20 protein-coding genes are annotated in these 21,299 nt (G+C 54.9%); 7 read left to right on the top strand and 13 right to left on the bottom strand.

The annotated features are described in order from the left end of the window. Window positions 1-7 precede the first annotated feature (7 nt). Complete coding sequence (locus CLM71_RS18860; protein WP_105232349.1) at window positions 8-1,330, bottom strand: PTS sugar transporter subunit IIC; 1,323 nt, start codon at window positions 1,328-1,330, stop codon at window positions 8-10. 180 nt (window positions 1,331-1,510) lie between these two features. Between CLM71_RS18860 and CLM71_RS18865 the strand changes: the two genes are divergently transcribed. Together CLM71_RS18865 and CLM71_RS18870 are read left to right on the top strand one after the other, a co-directional pair. Beyond that, on the top strand, window positions 1,511-1,834 hold the full coding sequence (locus CLM71_RS18865) for a PTS lactose/cellobiose transporter subunit IIA (protein ID WP_105232350.1): 324 nt from the start codon (window positions 1,511-1,513) through the stop codon (window positions 1,832-1,834). 84 nt (window positions 1,835-1,918) lie between these two features. Then, window positions 1,919-2,929: a LacI family DNA-binding transcriptional regulator gene (locus CLM71_RS18870; RefSeq protein WP_105232351.1), complete on the top strand. Its 1,011-nt coding sequence runs from the start codon at window positions 1,919-1,921 to the stop codon at window positions 2,927-2,929. Between the two features lie 18 nt (window positions 2,930-2,947). Here the strand turns inward: CLM71_RS18870 and lysA are convergent, their stop codons facing one another. Further along, a complete protein-coding gene (gene lysA, locus CLM71_RS18875) occupies window positions 2,948-4,204 on the bottom strand; it encodes a diaminopimelate decarboxylase (protein ID WP_105233499.1) in 1,257 nt (418 codons plus the stop codon). Between the two features lie 136 nt (window positions 4,205-4,340). Between lysA and CLM71_RS18880 the strand changes: the two genes are divergently transcribed. Continuing rightward, window positions 4,341-5,294, top strand: a complete 954-nt coding sequence (locus tag CLM71_RS18880; RefSeq protein ID WP_105232352.1) for a LysR family transcriptional regulator — start codon at window positions 4,341-4,343, stop codon at window positions 5,292-5,294. On the opposite strand, the gene CLM71_RS18885 is transcribed toward CLM71_RS18880, so the two are convergent. Beyond that, window positions 5,254-6,411, bottom strand: coding sequence for an MFS transporter (locus CLM71_RS18885; protein WP_105232353.1), 1,158 nt, complete (start codon window positions 6,409-6,411; stop codon window positions 5,254-5,256). The two genes, CLM71_RS18880 and CLM71_RS18885, sit on opposite strands and share 41 nt — an antisense overlap. A gap of 314 nt (window positions 6,412-6,725) precedes the next feature. Further along, entirely contained in the window at window positions 6,726-7,637 is a 912-nt protein-coding gene (locus tag CLM71_RS18890; protein WP_105232354.1) for a LysR family transcriptional regulator, read from the bottom strand. A gap of 106 nt (window positions 7,638-7,743) precedes the next feature. On the opposite strand from CLM71_RS18890, the gene CLM71_RS18895 reads away from it, so the two are divergent. Next, window positions 7,744-8,628 carry an MBL fold metallo-hydrolase gene (locus CLM71_RS18895; protein ID WP_105232355.1) on the top strand — a complete coding sequence of 295 codons (885 nt, stop codon included), beginning with the start codon at window positions 7,744-7,746 and terminating at the stop codon, window positions 8,626-8,628. Between the two features lie 76 nt (window positions 8,629-8,704). Next, on the top strand, window positions 8,705-9,355 hold the full coding sequence (locus tag CLM71_RS18900) for a DsbA family protein (RefSeq protein ID WP_105232356.1): 651 nt from the start codon (window positions 8,705-8,707) through the stop codon (window positions 9,353-9,355). Between the two features lie 14 nt (window positions 9,356-9,369). Here CLM71_RS18900 and CLM71_RS18905 read toward each other — a convergent pair whose 3' ends face one another. Continuing rightward, a complete protein-coding gene (locus CLM71_RS18905; protein ID WP_105232357.1) occupies window positions 9,370-10,077 on the bottom strand; it encodes a tetratricopeptide repeat protein in 708 nt (235 codons plus the stop codon). A gap of 190 nt (window positions 10,078-10,267) precedes the next feature. Between CLM71_RS18905 and CLM71_RS18910 the strand changes: the two genes are divergently transcribed. Continuing rightward, on the top strand, window positions 10,268-11,995 hold the full coding sequence (locus tag CLM71_RS18910) for an ABC transporter ATP-binding protein/permease (protein ID WP_105232358.1): 1,728 nt from the start codon (window positions 10,268-10,270) through the stop codon (window positions 11,993-11,995). Between the two features lie 113 nt (window positions 11,996-12,108). Here the strand turns inward: CLM71_RS18910 and CLM71_RS24170 are convergent, their stop codons facing one another. Then, entirely contained in the window at window positions 12,109-12,279 is a 171-nt protein-coding gene (locus CLM71_RS24170; protein ID WP_172606258.1) for a hypothetical protein, read from the bottom strand. A gap of 302 nt (window positions 12,280-12,581) precedes the next feature. Beyond that, the gene (locus CLM71_RS18915; RefSeq protein WP_105232359.1) at window positions 12,582-14,237 is read right to left on the bottom strand and encodes a multidrug ABC transporter permease/ATP-binding protein; all 1,656 of its coding nucleotides are present in this window, start codon (window positions 14,235-14,237) and stop codon (window positions 12,582-12,584) included. A gap of 569 nt (window positions 14,238-14,806) precedes the next feature. On the opposite strand from CLM71_RS18915, the gene CLM71_RS18920 reads away from it, so the two are divergent. Beyond that, a complete protein-coding gene (locus CLM71_RS18920; protein WP_105232360.1) occupies window positions 14,807-15,358 on the top strand; it encodes a tyrosine-type DNA invertase in 552 nt (183 codons plus the stop codon). Between the two features lie 46 nt (window positions 15,359-15,404). On the opposite strand, the gene CLM71_RS18925 is transcribed toward CLM71_RS18920, so the two are convergent. From CLM71_RS18925 to CLM71_RS18950, 6 genes are all read right to left on the bottom strand, one after another. Then, window positions 15,405-17,663 carry an FKBP-type peptidyl-prolyl cis-trans isomerase N-terminal domain-containing protein gene (locus tag CLM71_RS18925; protein ID WP_105232361.1) on the bottom strand — a complete coding sequence of 753 codons (2,259 nt, stop codon included), beginning with the start codon at window positions 17,661-17,663 and terminating at the stop codon, window positions 15,405-15,407. Then, a complete protein-coding gene (locus CLM71_RS18930; protein WP_105232362.1) occupies window positions 17,660-18,091 on the bottom strand; it encodes a hypothetical protein in 432 nt (143 codons plus the stop codon). Before CLM71_RS18930 ends, CLM71_RS18925 begins: the two co-directional genes overlap by 4 nt. 117 nt (window positions 18,092-18,208) lie before the next feature. Beyond that, window positions 18,209-18,925, bottom strand: coding sequence for a hypothetical protein (locus CLM71_RS18935; RefSeq protein ID WP_158684834.1), 717 nt, complete (start codon window positions 18,923-18,925; stop codon window positions 18,209-18,211). A 79-nt stretch (window positions 18,926-19,004) separates the two neighbouring features. Continuing rightward, window positions 19,005-19,676, bottom strand: a complete 672-nt coding sequence (locus CLM71_RS18940) for a response regulator transcription factor (protein WP_105232364.1) — start codon at window positions 19,674-19,676, stop codon at window positions 19,005-19,007. Between the two features lie 63 nt (window positions 19,677-19,739). Beyond that, a complete protein-coding gene (locus CLM71_RS18945; protein WP_105232365.1) occupies window positions 19,740-20,444 on the bottom strand; it encodes a response regulator transcription factor in 705 nt (234 codons plus the stop codon). 271 nt (window positions 20,445-20,715) lie between these two features. Further along, entirely contained in the window at window positions 20,716-21,249 is a 534-nt protein-coding gene (locus tag CLM71_RS18950; RefSeq protein WP_105232366.1) for a fimbrial protein, read from the bottom strand. Between the last annotated feature and the right edge of the window lie 50 nt (window positions 21,250-21,299).

A 21,299-nucleotide genomic window follows, 5' to 3' on the forward strand; every position in this document is an offset into this window, starting at 1 on the left:
GCTCACCTCATGCGTTCTGAATAACGGGTTGCTCCGCCTGTTCCGCGCGGCGGGCGGCGACTTTGACAAACGGCAGATAGATAATCGTGGCGACCACGATGCAGATCAGCTGGGTTACCACCGCGCCCATCGAACCGGCAGTAGACAGCCAGGCGTTGATGATCGGCGGCGTGGTCCACGGCACCATCACCACCGCCTTGCCGGCAAAACCGATGCTGGTAGCGAAGTAGCCGATAGTGCCGGTGATCAACGGCGTGATAATGAAGGGGATCGCCAGGATCGGATTCAGCATGATCGGCATGCCGAAGATCACCGGTTCATTGATATTGAAAAAGCTCGGTCCCAGCGACAGCTTGCTGATTTCACGCATCTCTTTGCGCCGGGTAGCGATCATCACCGCAAACAGCAGGCCCAGCGTAATGCCGGAACCGCCGATGCTCATATAAACGTCCCAAAACGGCATGGTGATGATATTCGGGATCTCTTTCCCCTGCTCGAAGGCGGTCATATTGACCATGATGGCGCCCAGCAACAGCGGCTCGCGGATCGGTTTCACCATCTGATTGCCGTGGATGCCGATCACCCAAAACAGCTGGGCGACAAACATCAGGATCAGGATCCCCGGCAGGCTCTGCACCACCGTCTCCAGCGGCCGCTGCACTACCTGATAGACGGCGTCATACAGATAAATGCCGCTGACGCGGTGGAAGACAAACCCCAGCGTGGCGATCGCCACCACGGTGATGATCGCCGGGATCAGCGCCGAGAATGAGGCGGAGACGTTGGGCGGCACGCTTTCCGGCATCTTGATCTTCAGGCGATCGAGCGTTTCCAGTTTGGAATAGATCTCCACGGATAAAATGGCGATAAACATACCGAGGAACAGACTGCGGGTATCGGAGAACTGCTTGGCCAGCACGTCTTTCACCATCTGCATCTGGTCATTCACCATCAGCTCGACGTTGGTCGGCGTGACGGCGATAAAGCAGATCACCGCCAGCAGCCCCGGAAACAGCGATCGCGAGCCGTTGATCTTGCCCAGTTCTATGCCAATCAGAAACACCGCGCCGATATTGAGGAAACTCAGCGTGGCGTAGTTGATGCTGCTCATGATCGGTTTCAGATCCGCCAGGAATGAGAACATGGCGAAGCTCGCCAGACCATTCTTGGGATCCATCACCATATTCGAGATCAGCACCGAAAAAGCGCCGACGATAATTACCGGCATCAGCGTAATAAACGATGCCTTGATAGCCATTATATATCTGTAACTGTTGAATTTATTGGCAAAGGCTCCCAGAGAGTCTATAAGCCGGTCCCGAAATGACATGACACGCCCCTATTGTGTTGTGCTTGATCAGATGACCGATTCGCGTACCGCGTCTCTCGCGATTTGGCATACCAAAAAATAGGTTAACTGGATTATTTTTCTGTGATCGCACTCTCACAAGTCAATATTGGAATTCCAATATGATGAAAAAACCAATTTTGGTATACCGGTGGACATAGAATGAGCATAGATCTGGAGCAGACGGTAATGGAATTATTGATCAATGCGGGTGAAGCGCGATCTCACGCCATGACGGCAATTCAGGCGGCCCGTCAGCGGCAGTGGCAGCAGGCGGAGGAGGCGCTGGCGGCATCACAAGCCGCCTCCCGCGCGGCGCACGCCGTACAGACGCAATTGATCGGCCTGGATGAAGGCGCGGGCAAGATCCCGGTGAATCTGATCATGGTGCACGCACAGGATCATTTGATGACCGCCATGCTGTGCCACGATCTGGCGCAGGAGATCGTGCTGCTGCGTCAGGAAGTGTTCGCCAATCCGGCATGATGTCGCGCGCTGCCCTTGGGCTGCCGCTATGCTAGACTGCCAGCATTTCCACAGCGGACGTTTGCAGACAGAGGTTAGCCAGTCATGATCACCATGTTGGATGTATCCATTCGCGCGGGCGTGTCGAAAGCCACGGTATCGCGCGTGTTAAATGGCACCGGACAGGTGAAAAAGAGCACGCGGGATGCGGTGTTCAAAGCGATGGATGAGTTGGGCTACCGGCCGAACTTTCTCGCCCAGTCGCTGGCTAACAAAAGTTCCAACAGCATCGGCCTGGTGGTGTCCAATTTCGACGGCCCCTATTTCGGCCGGCTGCTGCGTCAGGCCGCCAAACTGATCGAAGCCAGCGGCAAACATTTGGTGGTGACCGACGGACACGATACGCCGGAGGATGAGCTGCAGGCGGTACAACTGCTGGCCGACCGCCGCTGCGACGCCATTATTCTCTACACCCGTTTTACCGATGAAGCGGCGCTGATGGCGCTGTTTGAGCGCCTGCCGGTGCCGGTGATGGTGATCAACCGCGATCTGCCTCTGGCGCGCGAGCGCTGCGTGTTCTTCGAACAGCAGCAGGCGGCGTTCGATGCGGTTACCTATCTGATTGCGCAGGGACACCGGGAAATAGCCTGTATTACCGGCCCGATCGCCACGCCGACCGCTCAGGCGCGGCTGGCGGGTTATCGGCAGGCGCTCGAGCACCATCAGATTGCTTTTGACGCGGCGCGGGTGGCGCACGGCGACAGCAGCGTACCCAGCGGGTATCACGGCTGCCAAACGCTGCTGAATGCCCGCGTCGATTTCAGCGCGCTGTTCGCCAGCAATGACGACATGGCGATCGGCGCCATGAAGGCGCTGTGTCAGGCCGGCAAACGTCTGCCGCAGGACGTATCTATTTTTGGTTTCGATGACGAACCTAGCGCCGCCTATCTGCAGCCGGCGCTCTCTACCGTCTATCTGCCGATCGATATGATGATTGAAGCCGCTATCGCCCAGGCGTTCCGGCTGCTTAACGGCGAAGAGGTACAACCTTTGACGCCGTTTACCGGCGAATTGAGGCTGCGTGAGTCGGTGGCGCCCGGTCCCTATGCCGGCTAGCGGGCGCCCGCGCCTGCGTTATACCTGTTCCAGCGCGATCAGCTCTTCAATGGTCTGCCGGCGACGAATCAGCCGCGCCTCACCCCGATCAAACAGGACCTCCGGCAGCAGCGGCCGGCTGTTGTAGTTGGAGGACATGGAGGAACCGTAAGCGCCGGTGTCGTGGAACACCAGATAGTCGCCCACCTGCACCGGCGGCAATGCCCGGGTTTCCACCCCGCCGCCCGCCTGCTGGGTAAACACATCGCCGGATTCGCACAGCGGCCCGGCAATCACCGTATCGCGCAGCGGTTGAGCATCGGTAGCGCGTCCGTCGGCAGGCAGCAGCGAAATATGGTGATAGCTGCCGTACATTGCCGGGCGCATCAGGTCGTTAAAACCGGCGTCGACCAACACAAAGTGACGGCTGCCCATATCTTTCACCGCGCGCACTTCCGCTACCAGCACGCCCGCCTCGGCCATCAGGAAGCGCCCCGGCTCGATCTCCAGTTTGACCGGGTGCCCCAGGTGGGCGGCAATGCGCTCGCGCGCGCTGTTCCACAGGCCAAAATAGTGTTCGGTATCGATCGCCTCTTCGCCGGCCTGATACGGAATCGACAGGCCGCCGCCGGCGGAAATCGCCCCAATATCCATCCCCAGCGCAATCACCTGCTGCACCATGGCGTCGCATACACGCTCCAGATGCTGATAATCCACGCCTGAGCCAATATGCATATGTACGCCCAGCAGCTTCAGGCCATGGCGTTGAATCACTTCCACCGCCTGCGGCAAATCGGCATACCAAATGCCGTGCTTGCTGTTTTCACCACCGGTATTGGTTTTCTGGCTGTGCCCATGACCAAAGCCCGGGTTGATGCGCAGCCACACCGGGTGCCCGTCATCGTGCTGCCCCAACTGCTCCAGCATATCGATAGAACCGGCATTTACCGGAACTTTCAGCTCGCAGACGCGCGCCAGCGTCGCCTGATCCAGCACGTCGGCAGTAAAGACAATCTCTTCACCACCCGGCTGATAGCCGGCATGCAGCGCACGCTCAATTTCTCCCAGCGATACGGAATCCACCCGGACGCCCTGCTCGCGCATCAGGCGCAGAATATGAATATTCGAACAGGCCTTCTGGGCGAAGCGGATCACGTCAAAGTGACGCAGCTGTGCGATACGTTCACGGACGATCTGCGCATCGTAGGCCCAAACCGGGCAGCCGAAGCGGGCCGGCAGCGTGAGTAAATTGGCGGCGTTCAATGCGGTGGAGGTGTCATGTAAAGCGCGTGGCATGGCGGCAATTCCCAAATAATGATGCATTCTGTTGACGCCATTGTGCCGCAAGCCGGGGCGGGAGAAAAATATCTATTTAGCGTAAGTCTATTCATTTATGATATGGCTTTATGTCTCAGCCCGCGCCGGAGAAGCCATGTCCGCCATTAGTCTGCGCCAAATTGAAATCTTCCATGCGGTGATGACCACCGGCAACCTCACCGAAGCGGCCGCGCTGCTGCATACCTCACAGCCCACCGTCAGCCGTGAGCTGGCGCGCTTTGAAAAGCAGGTACAGCTGCGGCTGTTTGATCGGATCAGGGGTCGCCTGGTGGCGACCGTGGAGGGATTACGGCTGTTTGAAGAGGTGCAGCGCTCCTATTACGGCCTGGAACGCATTAAGACCGCGGCGGACGGCATTCGCCAGTTTCACCAGGCGCAGCTTTCCATCGCCTGCCTGCCGGTATTTTCACAGTCGCTGTTGCCGGCGGTATGCAGACCGTTTCTCGATCGCTACCCGGAAGTCAGCTTCAGCGTGGTGCCGCAGGAATCGCCGCTGCTGGAAGAGTGGCTGTCGGCGCAGCGCCACGATCTGGGGCTGACCGAGAATACGCTGACGCCGGCCGGCACGGAGCGCATTCCGCTGATGACGCTGAATGAGGTCTGCGTGCTGCCGAGCGGGCATCCGCTGCTGGCCAATGACCAACTCACGCCGCAGGACTTCGGCGGCGAGAATTTTATCAGCCTGTCGAATACCGACAGTTACCGGCAGCTGCTGGACGCGCTGTTCAGCGAGCAGCAGGTTAACCGACGCATGGTGATGGAGACCCACAGCGCGGCTTCGGTCTGCGCCATGGTGCAGGCCGGCATCGGCCTCTCCATCGTCAACCCGCTGACCGCGCTGGACTATGCCGCCGCCGGCGGCGTGGAACTGCGACCGTTCAGCATCGAGGTGCCGTTCACCGTCAGCCTGATCCGGCCGCTGCACCGCCCTTCTTCCACGCTGGTCAGCGCTTTTATCGATCATTTACACCAACAGGCGGCGTCTTTCCCCGCCCGTCTGGCGGCGCTTACTGCCCGGCAGCCCGGCGACGCGCCCGGCCAAAGGTAATCAGGCACAGCAGCAACCCCGCCAGCGCCATCGCCGCAGCCGCCAGCGGCACCGCCGTCAGCCCCAGCCCCCGGGCAATCACCAGGCCGCCCAGCCAGGCGCCCAGCGCATTACCCAGGTTAAAGGCGGCGATATTCAGGGTAGAGATCAGGTTCGGCGCTTTCTTACCGTAGGTCACCACATTGATCTGCAGCGCCGGCACCGCGGCGAACGACGCAGCGGCCCACAGGAACAGTGTAATCTCCGCCGGGATCAGCGCGCCGCTGGTCCAGCTGAATAATGCGGCAAACAGCGCAATCGCCAGAAAGATCCCCGCCAGCGTCACGCCCAGCCGCCAGTCCGCCAGCCGGCCGCCCAGAATATTGCCCAGCGTCAGGCCGACGCCCATCAGCAGCAGGGTCCAGCTGACGCCCTGCGGCGATACGCCGGTCACCTCGGTCAGCAGCGGCGCAATATAGGTAAACAGGGCAAACATCGACGCCGCAAAGGCCACCGTCATCAGCAGAGACAGCCAGACGCCGGCGCCGCGCAACGCCGCCAGCTCTTTTTTCAGCTCGGTCGGCGCCTCATCGCTGACCGTCGGCAATTTACTGTACAGCGCCAGCAGCGCCGCAACGCCAATCAGCGCCACCGCCCAGAAGGTGGAACGCCATCCCAGCGCCTGCCCCAGCGCGGTGCCCAGCGGCACGCCCAGCACGTTAGCCAGCGTCAGGCCGGTAAACATCAGCGCCACTGCGGAAGCCCGACGATTAGGGGCCACCAGATTGGCGGCCACCACCGCACCGATACCAAAGAAAGCGCCGTGACACAGGGCGGTGATAATGCGCGCCAGCATCAGGAAGCCGTAGCTATAGCCCAATGCGCACATCACGTTGCCGACAATAAAAATCGCCATCAGCAGCAACAGCGTTTTTTTACGCGGCAGGCGCGCGGTCAGCAGCGCCATAATCGGCGCGCCGATCGCCACGCCGAGGGCATAGCCGCTGATTAACCATCCCGCAGAGGGGATGGAAACCTGCAGATCGCCCGCCACGTCGGGCAACAACCCCATAATGACAAACTCGGTAGTGCCGATGGCGAATGCACTGAGTGCCAGCGCCAACAAAGAAACAGGCATGTATTACGCTCCCAATCTTAAAGCGTCCCGGCGTCTGACGCCGCGGACCAGAGACAAACAACAACAAACGCGGGCCGACCGGAATGGTCGCCCGTAATTAGGGTGATGGAGGTGTGAAATCGGGCTAAATAAAGGATATAACCTTATAATTATTAAGAATAAATAGCCATTTACACGAGATAGGAATAACACGCCGGCCAACCGGAAAACCAGCGCAGGTTGTCCGGCGCGTATAAAAAGCCGTCATTCCGACGCTAAGCGCTTGAATGGCCTGATGATGAAAACTGTGACGATATGTTACCTATCCTCATACGCTACTTACGTAGCGTCGCCAACCACTTTTCATCGCTGGCAAACCACTCCACCAGAAAATCCAGCATGGTGCGCAGGGTTGCCGGCAGCTGGCGACGCGAGGTGTAGATACCATAAATCCCCATCGACTGCGGCTGGTACTCCGGCATCAACTCCACCAGCTCGCCGCTGGCCAGCAGCGGCGCCGCGGAGTAGTAAGGCTGCAATGAAATACCGGCCCCCTTCAGGGTAGCGGCCAGCAGCACCACCGACTCGTTGGCGCTCAGGTTGCCGCTGACCGCCACCGCCGACTTCACGCCCTGATGCTCAAAATGCCACAGGCTTTTGCCAAAATAGGAGTATGTCAGGCAGTTATGCAGCGCCAGATCCTGCGGCTGACGCGGCGTCCCATGCGCCGCCAGATAGTCGGGCGTCGCGCAGACCACCGAAGCGCAGCGCGATAACGGTCGGGCAATCAGATTCGGATCGAGTTCATTGGTGATGCGCAGCGCCAAATCGATGCGTTCCTCCACCAGGTTGACCGCGCGGTTGTTCATCTGCAAATCCACCGCCACCTGGGGATAGCGCCGCAGGTAGTGCGTCACCGCCGCCGCCAGCGTGGTTTGCCCCAGCGACTGCGAGCAGGTGATGCGCAGCAAACCGCGTAACTCCACATTGGCTTCCGCCTCGACCAGATCGATCTCCCCGGCGACCGCCAACATCTGCCGGCAGCGTTCCAACGTGCGCTCGCCCGCATCGGTCAGGCTGAGTCTGCGCGTGGTGCGGTGCAGTAGACGCGCCCCCGCCCACTGCTCCATCTGCGCCAGATAGCGCGTCACCATGGCGCGCGACATATCCAGCGCCTCAGCGGCGGCAATCATGCTGCCGCTCTCGACAATGGCGACAAAAACTTCAGCGGCAGTGATGCGATCCATAATTCGTCCGATTTATGAAACTAATAATTGCAAATTATCCGGTTTTTTATTCGATTTATGCAACATAACATCTGTGCAACGTTAAAACCAACAGGACAACCCGACAATGTTTAAGAAATCACTTATCGCTCTGACGCTGACCGGCGTCGCCGCTATCAGCACCTATGCCAACGCCGCCGATACGCTGACGATGGAGGTCTATAACCCCGGGGAAAAAAGCGTGTTCCCGGTCTCTTCTGAAATCATCAGCGGCCCGCATGAAGTGGCGCTGATCGATGCCCAGTTCCAGCGCAATGATGCGCAGCAACTGGTCAATAAAATCAAGGCGACCGGTAAAAAACTGACCACCGTCTATATCAGCCATTCCGACCCAGACTTCTATTTCGGTCTGGACGTGATTCAGGCCGCCTTCCCTGAAGCAAAAATTATCGCGACACCTGGCACCATCAAAGAAATCAAGGCGACCAAAGAGGGCAAAATTGCCTATTGGGGGCCGATTCTGAAAGACAATGCGCCGGCCCACGTGGTTGTCCCGCAACCGCTGGCGGGCGACAGCTTCACCATCGACGGGCAAAAAGTTGAGGTAAAAGGCCTGAACGGCCCGACGCCGGCGCGAACCTATGTATGGATCCCGGCGTTGAAAGCCGTGGTGGGCGGCGTGGCGGTGGCCGGCAATAATATCCACCCGTGGATTGCCGATAACCAAAGCGCAGAATCGCGCGCGCACTGGCAGCAAACGCTGGCCAGTATCCAGACGCTGCAGCCAAAGCGGGTCGTTCCTGGGCACTATCTGCCCGGCGCCGCGCAAACGCTGGAATCCGTCACCTTTACCCAGAACTATCTGAAGGTGCTGGAGGCCGAGCTGCCGCAGGCCAAGGATGCCAAACAGCTGGTAACCGCGATGGAAAAACACTACCCGACGCTGAAAGACGTTTCCAGCCTGGAGCTGAGCGCCAAGGTGCTGAAAGGCGAAATGAAATGGCCGCAGTAAAGCGCTACTGAGACGAGCCAACAGGAATGCTGCGCCGCATGATCCGACGCAGCATCGACAAGACAAGAGGTATTCCATGAGCAACGTAACGCTGCATTACGTGTATGATCCGCTGTGCGGCTGGTGCTACGGCGCTGCCCCGCTGGTCAAGGCGGCGCAGACCATTCCCGGATTAGCGATCGCCCTGCATGGCGGCGGCATGCTGACCGGCGGCAACCGCCGTCAAATCACCCCGGAATGGCGCAACTATGTCATTCCGCAGGATAAACGCATCGCCGAACTCACCGGGCAGCCCTTCGGCGACGCCTATTTCAACGGCTTGCTGTGCGACAACACGGCAGTCATGGACTCCGAGCCGCCGACAACCGCGATCCTCGCGGCACAACAGCTGGCCGGCCGGGGACTGGATATGCTGCACCTGGTGCAACGGGCGCACTATCAGGAAGGACGACGCATCGCCGATTTACCGGTGCTGGAAGCGCTGGCGCGCGAACTGGGGCTGCCCTCGGCGCCGTTTATCGCCGAGATGCGTTTTAACCGCGGCGCCCCTACCGCCCAGCATATCGCTGAAAGCCGGGCCTTCCTCGCCAAAGTGCACGGCCAGGGGTTCCCGACCTTCGCCCTGCAGGACAGCAACGGCGATCTGCATACCATCGCGGCTGGCAACTATCTGGACAACGTTGCTGGCTGGAAGGAAATACTGAGCAGCGCCGCCGCCTTAGCGTAAGGCGGCACGGCGTTTTACTCGACCCGAATAAAATGTCCCGCCGCCTGAACGTTATGCCCAAAGCCGCAGTCGCCCTGGGAATTCAGATCCACGGCATCATCGCTGAAGGTAAGGGTCACATCGCAGGCCGACTCATCATCCTCATCGTCCTGATGGTATAACGCTTTCCCGTTCTGAATCGGCAATACGTCGGCGAATTCCCCCATATTGGGGCCGTAATACAGCCCCATGCCCGGCATGTAATAGCCGGCATAATCGATTTGCCACAGATCGCCGCGCGGCACTACCGTCACTTCGCTCCAAACGCCGCGGCCGGCATACTGCCAGTAAACACCGGCCGGGCCGGTCGCCGGCGGCTGTTGCGCCAGCCGCTGTTCCAGCAATGCCATATTGTGACGTGATTTGTCATCGTCCGGCACCAGCAGCAGATAGGCGCGCGCCTTCAACAACTGCCCGGCGCGCATCAGCGCCAGCGCGACGTTGTTATACGCCGTCGCCGTAGCGCGCTCGCTGAAGCCGCAAAACTCACTCCAGGCCGCCTGATCGCGAAAAATACCTGCCGCCTTCGTATAGTCGCCATTCTGGTATGCGCTATGCCCCAGTTCGGCGTAGCCGGCCACCTTCTGGCAATCGGCGTGGATATCCGGTTCATCAATCTGCGCCAGCGCCGGCCAGCTGGCCATAGCGCTACAGGCCAGCAGCGGCGGCAACAATGCCCTCATAGCTCTTCCTTCTCAGGGTCGCGTTTCAAATCGCCGCCAGTATAACCGTCTGGCCCGCCGGCTTCATCTTTCGCGATTCACCCTAATATCCCTTGGGATTAGAAGGTGTTAAACCTGCTTACAACTCGCAATTTGCTTGTTGCCCTTGGCTTGGCGATGCTGTCTGCCATGTTTTTCACGGCGAGAACTTATGAACAGCACACAAAAACATGCCGTCTGGCAGTTAATTAAACCTTTTTGGGTTTCCGAGGAGAAATGGCGCGCCTGGGGAATGCTTATCGCCATCGTCGCGCTGTCGCTGGGGCTGGTCTATATCAGCGTCCTGATCAATCAGTGGAATCAGGTGTTCTATGATGCACTACAGAATAAAAACTATCCGGTATTCAAACAGCAGCTGTGGCGCTTTACCTATCTGGCGCTGAGCTTCATCGTGCTGGCAGTATTTAAGGTGTATCTGACGCAGGGGCTGCAGATGCGCTGGCGCAGTTGGATGACGGAAAAGTTTATGGATAAATGGCTGGCGCACCAAGCCTATTACCACAGCGAACAGCAACAGCTGGTCGATAACCCGGATCAGCGTATTGCCGAAGATCTTAATGTTCTGACGCGTAACACGCTCTCGCTGTCATTGGGGCTATTGTCCAGCCTGGTGACGCTCTTTTCCTTCGTCAGTATTCTGTGGCACGTCAGCGGGCCGTTAAGTTTTGCGCTGCACGGACACACCTTTACGCTGCCGGGCTATATGGTGTGGTTTGCCTTGCTGTATGCGCTGCTGGGATCGGTGATTATCGGCTGGGTCGGCAAGCCGCTGGTGCGGCTGGGCTTTGATCAGGAACACTATGAAGCGAACTTTCGTTTCGGCCTGATCCGCATCCGGGAAAACCATGATGCCATTGCGCTGTATCAGGGTGAAAAGCAGGAGGCCCAACAGTTGGGCGAACGCTTCGCCACCATCCGTAATAACTGGTGGTCTATTATGCGCGTTACCCGCCGGCTGAATATCGCCAGTAACTTTTACGGTCAGTTCGCCATTATTTTCCCTCTGCTGGTTGCCGCGCCGCGCTACTTTTCCGGCGCCATTCAGATGGGGGGACTGATGCAAATCGCTTCGGCCTTCGGCCAGGTACAGGGCGCCCTGTCATGGTTTATCGATGCCTTTAACGATCTGGCCGCCTGGAAAGCCTGCGTTAACCGTCTGGCCGGCTTTAACGCCGCCGTGGAGCAGGCGCATCACCAACCTCGAGGCATCACACTGGAGCAGGATAATAAACAACCACTTACACTTAGTCGGCTCAGTCTGCAGTTACCAGATGGTCAGCCGCTGGTACAAGATATCTCGTTAACGCTGCCGCGCGGCGAGCGCGTATTAATCGCCGGCCCTTCCGGCTGTGGTAAATCAACGCTGCTGCGCGCCATTGCCGGCATCTGGCCTTACGGCGCAGGCCGCATTCGCCGCGATACCTCGCTGCGCGCCCTGTTCCTGCCACAGCGCAGCTACATTCCCATCGGCACGCTGCGGGAAGCGCTGAGTTATCCGCACCCGGCACATACCTACCATGACGAGCAACTGCTGGATGTACTGGAGGTATGCCATCTGCAACCGCTGCAACGCTGGCTGGATACGGTGAATAACTGGAGCCAGCGCCTTTCTCCCGGCGAACAGCAGCGGCTGGCATTCGCACGCGCACTGCTCACCCGTCCTGACATATTGTTCCTGGATGAAGCGACCAGCGCACTGGATGACGAAACTGAACAGCTGATGTATGAACGTCTGGTTACGACCTTGCCGGATGTTACGCTGGTCAGCGTCGCGCATCGCAACAGCGTGGCGAAGTACCACCAAACCTGCTGGCGCCTTAGCCGTCAGACGGAAGGACCGGCCCGGATCGCACCAGCTCCTCTGCCCGGAACTGCGTGAGGGAAGAAAAACTCAACGATGGTTGGAATGTGAGATAACGCAAAGCTGGGTGACGGTATGGCAGGCTCTGCCATACCGTCAAGCTCGTTTCGCCGGATAGCTCCGGGCCTTCGCTAAGGCGAATCCTTTTTCACTGGGCGAGGCGCTTCCGCCTCCGGCGCATCATCCTGCCAGAGGTCTTCAATAAACGCGCGCTGCGCTTCGTTCAACTGCCATGATGGCGGAATTTTCGTTTTGCTGCGATACACGCGCTGTTTCTCCGTCTCAATTTTTTTCTTATCCATTGCTTTTCCCTAAACAGAAAAAATCCAGTCAGTTACTACACGGCCATAGCCCAATTAAAATTGCTATTGTGTAAGCACATGACAAACGCGTTCAACACGCCGGCCCATGCCCGTTTAATAGTTTATCGGCTATAGATTACACTAATTACAAACAAACCATCGATTGCTTAAAGCTATAGATAAAGCTGTTATTCCCTATTGATATTTATTAATCATGATTTCTAATATGGCGGGAAAGCGATACGCGCGGGGAAAAGAAAAGTCGCCTAACCCGGCGCGCATCAGGCGCCGGGAAGCGGAGATCAATCGATTTGTGACACGGAATCCCGGCTGGCGCGCTCACGCTCGCTACCGGTCAGCTCGCTGAGCTTGCCGTTACGCATCTCTAACAGCCGGTCGGCATGTTCGAAATAGTGATCGTCATGGCTGATGGCAAACACCGTTTTACCCAGCGCACGTAATGCCGGCAGCAGTTCACGATAGAAGATACGACGGAATTGCGGATCCTGATCGGCCGCCCATTCATCAAGCAGCAAAATATCCCGCTGCTCCGCAACCGCCAGCAGCAACGCCAACCGCTTACGCTGCCCTTGGGAGAGCTGAGGGTTAGTCACGCGATCGCCGTCAAACTCCAGTTTGTTCTGCATATTGAGCTTTTCGAGCCAGTTTGCCACCAGTTCCGCATCCGGCTCCCCGCCATCGGCGCCCTGTAACCGGTCGAACTGGTAAAAGTCGGTGAAAATAGCTGAGAACAGGCGACGGTAATTATCTTGATCCGCCGCCTGCAGCGCCACACCATCAATAATTATCTGTCCGCTCACCGGCTGATAAAGCCCGGTTAACAACTTCGCCAACGTCGACTTCCCGCTACCGTTGCCGCCGATCAAAAACACCAGCTCACCACGCGTTAGCGTCAGGTTCAACGGACCTACGGCAAACCCCTGCGCCTGTTCACCCGCCGCATAGTGGAATGACACATTGCGCAGCTCCAGCGTTTGCCAAGGCATGGCGACCGTCGGCGTAAAGTGTGGCTGATACTCCGCCAACTTGAGCAACTTCACTTTTTTGAACGCCACTTCTGCGCCAAGCAGCATCGGGAATGCCCCCACCGCCTGTAGCAACGGCGTACGTAAAAACAACAGCGTCAGCGAATAAGTCGCAGCCACCGCCGTATCGGACCATCCCAGGCCATTCGCCATAAAGAACACCAGCCCGATAGCGCCAAGCATCATGATATTCGACCAGTTCACCGCGCTGAGATGGAACGTGTCCGCGCGAATAATGTGGTGCCGGTATTCATCAGAGTTGGCCCGGTAAGTCTGCTGATACAAACGCTGCGCACGGTCACGATTCAACGCCAGCTCCTTCCGCCCGTCGATCGCCGCCTGGTAATCCTGATACAGCAGCTCTTCAGCTTCCCGCACCTGAGTTAAATGCCGATATACTCGAGACACCAACAGCCAACTGACCAGAATGGTGATCGCTACCCAAACGGCCGTCACCGCCAGCATCGCCGGCGATAGCCATCCCAAGTAAGCCGCGCAACCGATCGTCAATACCACACCCTGCACCAACTCAGGCAAACGTACGAACGCCATGGTGATATTACGGATATCGCTGGATAAACTGGCCAGCAAAGAGGCACTGCCCAGATGTTCGATGCGCTCAATATTGGTATCCAAAATGCTTTTAACCAATTGTCCGCGCAGGCGATAGACAAAATGGTGACCTAATGTGGTCAACGCCAACTGCGAACCTAAAGTGACCGCCATCAAGATACCCAGCAAAGCGAGAAACTGCGGCAAAATAGCCAATGGATTCTCCGCCGCCGCCGCCATCAGATGCTGATTAATGAAAGCAATAATGCCAATGCCCAACGCGGCGCTAGCCAACGTCAGGGCCATCACCGCCAGAAACGGCCAACGATACTGGTGATATACCACCCGTAGCAACTCCATGAGTCACCTCTAAACAGAATGCAATGGCTGGCATTGTAATAGGCATGGGAGTGATAGCAATAACAATTCTCATCACCATGCGGCGTCACAGAAACCCGTCCCTTACCTCACATCTCCTCTATTGCAATCAGCACTCGGGGTCACTGCGCCACGTAAGAACCCATGCCGAGAAGTATCCACTCACAAATAATAGACAAAGCAATAAATAGGAGGTTAAATATTAAAATATGGGGATGGGACAAGATAAAAACCAACAAACCAATAACACCATACAAACAAAACAACAAAAAAAATCAAAATCCACAAATAAATCGCTATATTCTCGCCCGATAAAACTCAATTTAGATCAACTCCCCTCTGTTAAAAACGATCAAATTACGATCTGATTTGCTATTTTTTCTCACATGAGATTTTCCATCACCGCATTATCCCACCCAGTTCGCAAAACATTTTTACAGACAATTCCTATTTACATGACCTCTTATTTATTTGCTTAACAAATGGTCTGAGTGCTTTAATTCAGTTACAAGGAAACCATGATGGCTTCTTTGTTTTCATCAAGGAAGAGTATGAAAAAACGCAAATACCTCACTCATATTGAAGTCGAACAAATGATAGATGCCGTTCCTCAAGGCCTCAATTCTGCCCGCGATCGCTGTATGTTACTGATGTGTTTTATCCACGGTTTACGAGTCAGTGAGTTACGCGGTTTGCGATTAGAAGACATTGACCTTAATACCAACCGCCTGCACGTTGCCCGGCTGAAAAACGGCTTTTCCGTGCAGCACCCGATTCAGATCCGAGAACGCCTGGCCATCAAGCAATGGCTCAGCCAACGACCACGCTATTTAGAAGCCGATAGCCCATGGCTGTTCCTATCACGACATGGCGGACAAATATCGCGCCAGCAGCTTTATCGCCTGATGAAAAACTATGGGCAACTTGCCGGCATTAGCGTTCAGGTACATCCGCATATGCTGCGCCACTCCTGCGGGTTTGCTCTAGCGGATAAAGGCGTCGACACCCGGCTCATCCAGGATTACCTCGGGCATCGAAACATTCAAAACACCGTTATTTACACCGCAAGTAATGTTGAGCGCTTTCGGGTCATACATATTTAAGCCAACCATCAATGCGCTCAACTTACTCCAGATATAAATAACAGCGCTATTTTTTATTGCCAGCTGCACCGTCTGCTGGCAATACATCAAGAATTCTGATGTTATAAACCATGGTTGAACCCGGAGGAATATCCGGAGCCAGTCCCTTATCACCATATGCCAGTTCAGGCGGCACCACCATTGTCATCGTGCCATGATTCTGCAATTGCTTAATCGCATCACGGAACATGGCCGGATAACTGCTCAGCGGTTGTGAAATAGAGGTGCCAGCAATATCCATATCCTTAATTACTTTACCGCTGGTCAGGCTTTCCTTCACGACAACGGCTACCGTATCACTATCGTCAATTTTCCCTGCGCCCAGGTAATCAACCCGATAATAAAAACCGCTTGAGGATTTCTTAACGCTCTTCTTCTTCCTGAACTGCTCAACGTAGCGTAAACCTTGCCGTTCGGTTTCCGCCTTTAACTTCTTCTCTTTCTCGTTCAGCGCCACTTCGGTTTCATACAACGCCTTGGCGATCTTATCTTGCCCCAGCTTGTTCTTGCCTTGTAAAGCATCCTGCACGCCGGAAAATGCCATGCGTTGGTTGATTTTGATCCCCTGAGCAATTTTTTCTTGCAGTAACGCCAATACGTCATTGCCTAATGAACTGCCGATCGCATAATCGCGGATCTCATCGGCCGTTTTCGGCGGTGCCACGGCGTCTTTACGAACGGCACGCTCTTTCTTCAGTACAGCCAGTTCCTGCTGTAACGCAACGTGGTCTTTTGCTTGCGCTTTCCCCTGTTCCACCAGCGTCGCCAATTGTTTCTGCAGCTCTACGCCGTTTTTCTTGCTTTCCTCCAGCGCGCTCTGCAACGCGGCGGTATCTTTCTCTTTCGTCTTGCCCTGGGCGGCCAGCGCCGTCAGCTGCTTCTGCAGCTCCACGCCGTTTTTCTTACTTTCTTCCAGCGCGCTCTGCAACGCGGCGGTATCTTTCTCTTTCGTCTTGCCCTGGGCGGCCAGCGCCGTCAGCTGCTTCTGCAGCTCTACGCCGTTTTTCTTACTTTCCTCCAGCGCGCTCTGCAACGCGGCGGCATCTTTTTCTTTCGTCTTGCCTTGAGCGGCCAACGCCATCAGCTGTTTTTGCAGCTCGCCCCGCCCCTTGTTGCTTTCATCCAACGCCTTCTGCAAGGCGGCGGCATCTTTCTCTTTCGTCTTACCCTGGGCGGCCAGCGCCATCAGCTGCTTCTGCAGCTCTGCGCCGTTTTTCTTGCTTTCCTCCAGCGCGCTCTGCAACGCGGCGGCATCTTTTTCTTTCGTCTTGCCTTGAACAGCCAGCGCCGTCAGCTGCTTTTGCAGCTCGCCCCGCCCCTTGTTACTTTCATCTAACGCCTTCTGCAACGCGGCGGTATCTTTTTCTTTCGTCTTGCCTTGAGCAGCCAGCGCCGTCAGCTGCTTTTGCAGCTCGCCCCGCCCCTTGTTACTTTCATCTAACGCCTTCTGCAACGCTGCAGCATCTTTTTCTTTCGCCTTAGCTTGAGATATCAGGGTCGTCAGCTGTTTTTGCAGCTCTTCACCATGCTTCTTGCTGTCGTCCAGAGCGCTCTGCAACACTGCGCTCCCCTTATCCTTGCGTTTGCGCTGATCGGTTAACGCCGCCAGCCGCTTTTGCAACTCTTCGGCATGCTTCCGGTTTTCATCCAGCGTGGCCTGCATAGATTTATGCTGTTTTACGCGCTCGTCCTGCGCAACGGTTAACGCCGCAACCTGTTTTTGTAATTCTGAGCTTTGTTGCTGACTCTTCTCCAACGCCTGCCGTAACCTGGTGCTATCCTGCTGTTTATCACTTTTCGCAGCATTCATTGCCGACAGCTGCTGCTGCATGTTTTCCGTTTTTTGTAAGCTTGCCTGCAACGACTTTTTCAGCCGTTCCACTTCAGTACGTGAGTCTCCATCCGCTCGTGCCGCCTCTCGCAGCTTTTTCAACTCTCGATTCTGTTTGGCCAAGGCGGCATTGAGCTGATTGATTTTCGCCTGCTGAGACTTCAGTTCTCGTAAAGAAGCGGCGCTTTGCTTCGCCGCTCTCTTATCCAACTGATTACTGCTTTTGGCTTGCTGTGCCGCTTTCTGTTCCGGTGGCGAATCAATTGCCTCCAACTGGGAAGGCGTCAGTAACAAAAGTGCTGGCGCATCGTCAACTCTGCGGGTGATGGCATCCAGCGACTGTAACGTTTGCTCATCACTGAAGCTGTTTGCGGCTCCAGCGCCAAACGGCAGCGTCAGAGCAAACAAAAAGCCATACTTAATACCCTGATTCACTTCACGCTCTCCCCTTTACGGATCAACGCATCAAGCACATCACGTTCAATCATCGAACACGCCTGATTCGTTTTATATTTATACAACGCATCAAGGGTATCCTTGGTCTGAGTATTAACATTGCCACGCACCGCGCCATACACCGACACGCTATTGACCAGGCTGTCAAAATAGGCTTTTCGTAACGCGTAGGCTTTAGGATTCACCTTTTTCAGCGACGCCAGTTCACTCTGACACAGGCTGATACGGCTCTCTTTCTTTTCTGGTGGCGGCGGAACAACAGGAGCGGGTACAGGCGCAACCGTGACAGGAGGAGAAACCAGGCTGCGTGGTTTTTTACTCTGGCAACCGGTAAGCAACAGGCTCCCCGCCATCATGACGCCGATCAGCAAACGCGCATGTCCATTGGTTATCTGCAAATGTTTCACTATTTACCTTTTCCTTTCTTACTGGAGAATGACCCGTAGTTGCTTCCCTGGCATAGCCATAATTCACGGCGGCAACTCTGTTTTTACTGCTTTCAATCCCGCTTCCGGCAATGTTCCCTAGCGGCTTGCCGTAACTGGCTTACGGTTATCAATAGACGTATTGGACGATGGCAACCGTTGACGGTATTGGTTTTCCAACATGCCGCGTATCGCAACCAGCCCGGCACTATGGTTGATTCCCAACTTGCGCATACCTTTATTTTTCAATGCGATAACCGATTTTTTATTACGCTGCATCTTTGCAGCCGTTTGTTGTAATGAATAGCCATTGAGCAAATAACGCAGCGCCCGTAGTTCCGACGTACTAAGCCGTTGAGATAACACACTGGCGGCGGCCTGACCTGCCAGCGAACTTTTCAGGCCGTGCCGAGATGGGCTGCCTTCAACAAAGATTTGCATCAGTACATCGTCAATTTCATTCAATGAATCATGCTGACTGATAATCCCGTTAATATGCAGAACATCAAGTTGCTGTAATAAAAATGGAATATGGGCATCAATGATCACCACAATCGGCATTGCCGGCCGAAGGTTACGCAGCGCTTCCAACATCAGTAAGCGCGCGTGCCAGTCTGACTGCTGTATGCTGAATGATATAATCAGCATATCGGCATGCTGTAATAACCGCTGGCAAGTACCGGACAGAGAATCTAAACGCCAAAACTCTCGCTTATGTGACATACCATGCGCCAACAATCGCTCAAGCCCGTAAGCAGTTAACTGACAGGAGATTAATAGTGCAATACGCGATATTGATTGGCTGTCTACCGTCATATCCTTATCCATGAAAGGCAAATAACCGCCCACTAAGCCAAATACTCCTCAACGGCCATGACAAGCGCTGCCGATTTCATTACTCATTCACAACAAACTGCTGGGTGATATTTTTCTTTAGTGAGAACAGTTCGCTGTCATTTTTTACCTGTAATTTACGCATGGCATTACACTTGTGTGCGCTGATCGTTTTAATACTACGCCGCTGTAATTCAGCAATCTGACGCAGACTCATGCCATTAAATAAAAAGGTCAGCACGTCATTCTCGCAACGCGTTAAATGATGCAGATTAGACATTTCTTCGCTGTCGTTACGCGCCAAACATGTGCCGATTAACGGGCTCAATACGCGCTCGCCGTCAAAAACACGGGTGAAAAATTCACCCACCTGAGGCAATGTATCATCACGAGCAATCACGCTGATATTGACCTGTTCCAGCAAGGCTTTTAACTCATCACCAGACTGACAGCGGGTGTACACGATGACTCTTAATGACGGGAGCTGTACACATAATTCCAGTAATGTTTTCCGTCCCTCAGCGATAGTTTCATTCAACCCACTGAGTTCAGTAATAAGAATGTCGGTTGGCTGATACAGTAATGCCTCAGAAACTACCGACATGCTGGTTTCCTGCACGACAATCTGACTTGGGGCATTAAGATCCTCAATGAAACTCGATAACCCAACTAACGTTAGCGGGCAACGATCCATTAAGGCGATACTGGTAGAGTTTGGCGTTAAAGGCTGCATATAGACCTCCTGTCTCAATAACTTGCATAACCCATTCGAGAAATAATTCCCGCCAATCAGGAATCAGTTGGCAAACACCGGGCCGGTTTTCGCCATCCATTTCCCTTGCAGAAAGAGCTCACCATCATTGTGAAACCCCAGCTTCAGCATGGCATTGCGTTTATGCGTACTGACGGTGCGTACATCACGATGCATCATCAATGCTGCGGCAGTGACGCTTTTACCAGAGAACAGGTACGCCAATACATCCAGTTCGCGCGCAGTCAAAGCCTTACCACCAATGGACTGGTTAGCCAAAAGCTGGCGTACCTTATGGCTATAGCTACGGCGCCCGGCCAAAACCTGCTGGACACACTGCGCCAACGCAATGGCCGGTTCCTGCTTTAAAACCAATCCTTTTACGCCTGAAACCGTGAGCAATTGCAATACCCGCGGGTCGTCGAGCGCGGTGCAAACGACAATCGCCGTCGATGGCCAGTGCTCCAGGCACATAGAGATCAAGCGCAACCCGTCCAATACGGATTCAGACTCGCCGCACAGCTCCATAATCAACAATGAAGTCGGCTGGCTACGCATCAGATTAGGAATAGCAGCCAAGTTATTAACATGTTTAATATTTTCTGGCTGCGTACAGGATTGCGCGAGAATATTACGCATACCAAGAGCCGTCATCGGACAGGCTTCCATCACAATCACGCCCTGTCCGCTTTTTCCATTAGTACCAGGTGAGTGGGCACTCTCCCGCTGATAAGAATGAGCTACCGTCATAGCAATTCTCCCTGTTCCTTGTGGGATCGATCTATTACACATTTACAGATGCAACGGGAATAGCACTAGCTATTAACAATCATCCTGACTGAATGAATTGTTCTTTTTGCCATAAATCTCGCATGCATATAAAAAGAAAATATGCTAACAAATAGGAAAAGCAAGAAAGAGAACAGCATCATTAATTCCATTTAATATACCTCACCGTATAACTATCTAATAAAGCCCCTCCGAATTTCTGGAGGGAGCTTTATTATGAGTAAGGCTTCACTTACTCGTAGGTAAAGGCAACCATTACCGTACCCACGATAGAACCTGGCGTTGCGCTACCCGCAGTAGAGTAGGCACGAGCCTGCAGGTTGTAAGTCGTGGCATTACTCACGATAGATTGCTTCAGACTCTTGCCGTTACCCAAGCCGGTACCACCGGTAGCATCTTGCAAATCAATTTGCACGTTTCTCGCTTCACCGGTGTTTTTATACAAATCAGCACTTTCATCCGATGGCGTACCGCTAAAGGTTGCCGTTACGGATGTGGTGGTTGTCGGACAGTCTTCCAGAATCAGTTTGAAAGGTTTCCACTCGGTAAAAGTATTCGCCTGCCCCAACGTCGCCGCCTGGATGTTATCGCCCAAGTTTACCGAGATGCCGTTGCCGGTATCATTAACCACATTACACGGTGAAGCCTTGATGGTACCGGTAATATTTAACTGGGTATCCGCCAATGCAGTATGGCTCATCCCCAACGCTGCAGTCAGTAATGCCGCGATGCTACCTTTAATTACGTTCAATTTGAGTTCCTTCATTAGTAATATCCTTATAAAACACGCTGTAGTACAACACCAGAACCAGAGAA

Origin of the sequence: Serratia sp. MYb239 (assembly GCF_002966855.1) — a bacterium.
Classification (GTDB): Bacteria; Pseudomonadota; Gammaproteobacteria; order Enterobacterales; family Enterobacteriaceae; genus Serratia_B; species Serratia_B rhizosphaerae.

What these genes read in the sequence shown, in the direction of transcription:
- CLM71_RS18890 (WP_105232354.1), bottom strand. Translation starts at nt 7,637, where the DNA reads ATGGATCGCATCACTGCCGCTGAAGTTTTTGTCGCCATTGTCGAGAGC.
- lysA (WP_105233499.1), bottom strand. Translation starts at nt 4,204, where the DNA reads ATGCCACGCGCTTTACATGACACCTCCACCGCATTGAACGCCGCCAAT.
- CLM71_RS18910 (WP_105232358.1), top strand. Translation starts at nt 10,268, where the DNA reads ATGAACAGCACACAAAAACATGCCGTCTGGCAGTTAATTAAACCTTTT.
- CLM71_RS18895 (WP_105232355.1), top strand. Translation starts at nt 7,744, where the DNA reads ATGTTTAAGAAATCACTTATCGCTCTGACGCTGACCGGCGTCGCCGCT.
- CLM71_RS18935 (WP_158684834.1), bottom strand. Translation starts at nt 18,925, where the DNA reads ATGACGGTAGACAGCCAATCAATATCGCGTATTGCACTATTAATCTCC.
- CLM71_RS18905 (WP_105232357.1), bottom strand. Translation starts at nt 10,077, where the DNA reads ATGAGGGCATTGTTGCCGCCGCTGCTGGCCTGTAGCGCTATGGCCAGC.
- CLM71_RS18860 (WP_105232349.1), bottom strand. Translation starts at nt 1,330, where the DNA reads ATGTCATTTCGGGACCGGCTTATAGACTCTCTGGGAGCCTTTGCCAAT.
- CLM71_RS18880 (WP_105232352.1), top strand. Translation starts at nt 4,341, where the DNA reads ATGTCCGCCATTAGTCTGCGCCAAATTGAAATCTTCCATGCGGTGATG.
- CLM71_RS18940 (WP_105232364.1), bottom strand. Translation starts at nt 19,676, where the DNA reads ATGCAGCCTTTAACGCCAAACTCTACCAGTATCGCCTTAATGGATCGT.
- CLM71_RS18920 (WP_105232360.1), top strand. Translation starts at nt 14,807, where the DNA reads ATGAAAAAACGCAAATACCTCACTCATATTGAAGTCGAACAAATGATA.
- CLM71_RS18945 (WP_105232365.1), bottom strand. Translation starts at nt 20,444, where the DNA reads ATGACGGTAGCTCATTCTTATCAGCGGGAGAGTGCCCACTCACCTGGT.
- CLM71_RS18865 (WP_105232350.1), top strand. Translation starts at nt 1,511, where the DNA reads ATGAGCATAGATCTGGAGCAGACGGTAATGGAATTATTGATCAATGCG.
- CLM71_RS18900 (WP_105232356.1), top strand. Translation starts at nt 8,705, where the DNA reads ATGAGCAACGTAACGCTGCATTACGTGTATGATCCGCTGTGCGGCTGG.
- CLM71_RS24170 (WP_172606258.1), bottom strand. Translation starts at nt 12,279, where the DNA reads ATGGATAAGAAAAAAATTGAGACGGAGAAACAGCGCGTGTATCGCAGC.
- CLM71_RS18915 (WP_105232359.1), bottom strand. Translation starts at nt 14,237, where the DNA reads ATGGAGTTGCTACGGGTGGTATATCACCAGTATCGTTGGCCGTTTCTG.
- CLM71_RS18950 (WP_105232366.1), bottom strand. Translation starts at nt 21,249, where the DNA reads ATGAAGGAACTCAAATTGAACGTAATTAAAGGTAGCATCGCGGCATTA.
- CLM71_RS18870 (WP_105232351.1), top strand. Translation starts at nt 1,919, where the DNA reads ATGATCACCATGTTGGATGTATCCATTCGCGCGGGCGTGTCGAAAGCC.
- CLM71_RS18885 (WP_105232353.1), bottom strand. Translation starts at nt 6,411, where the DNA reads ATGCCTGTTTCTTTGTTGGCGCTGGCACTCAGTGCATTCGCCATCGGC.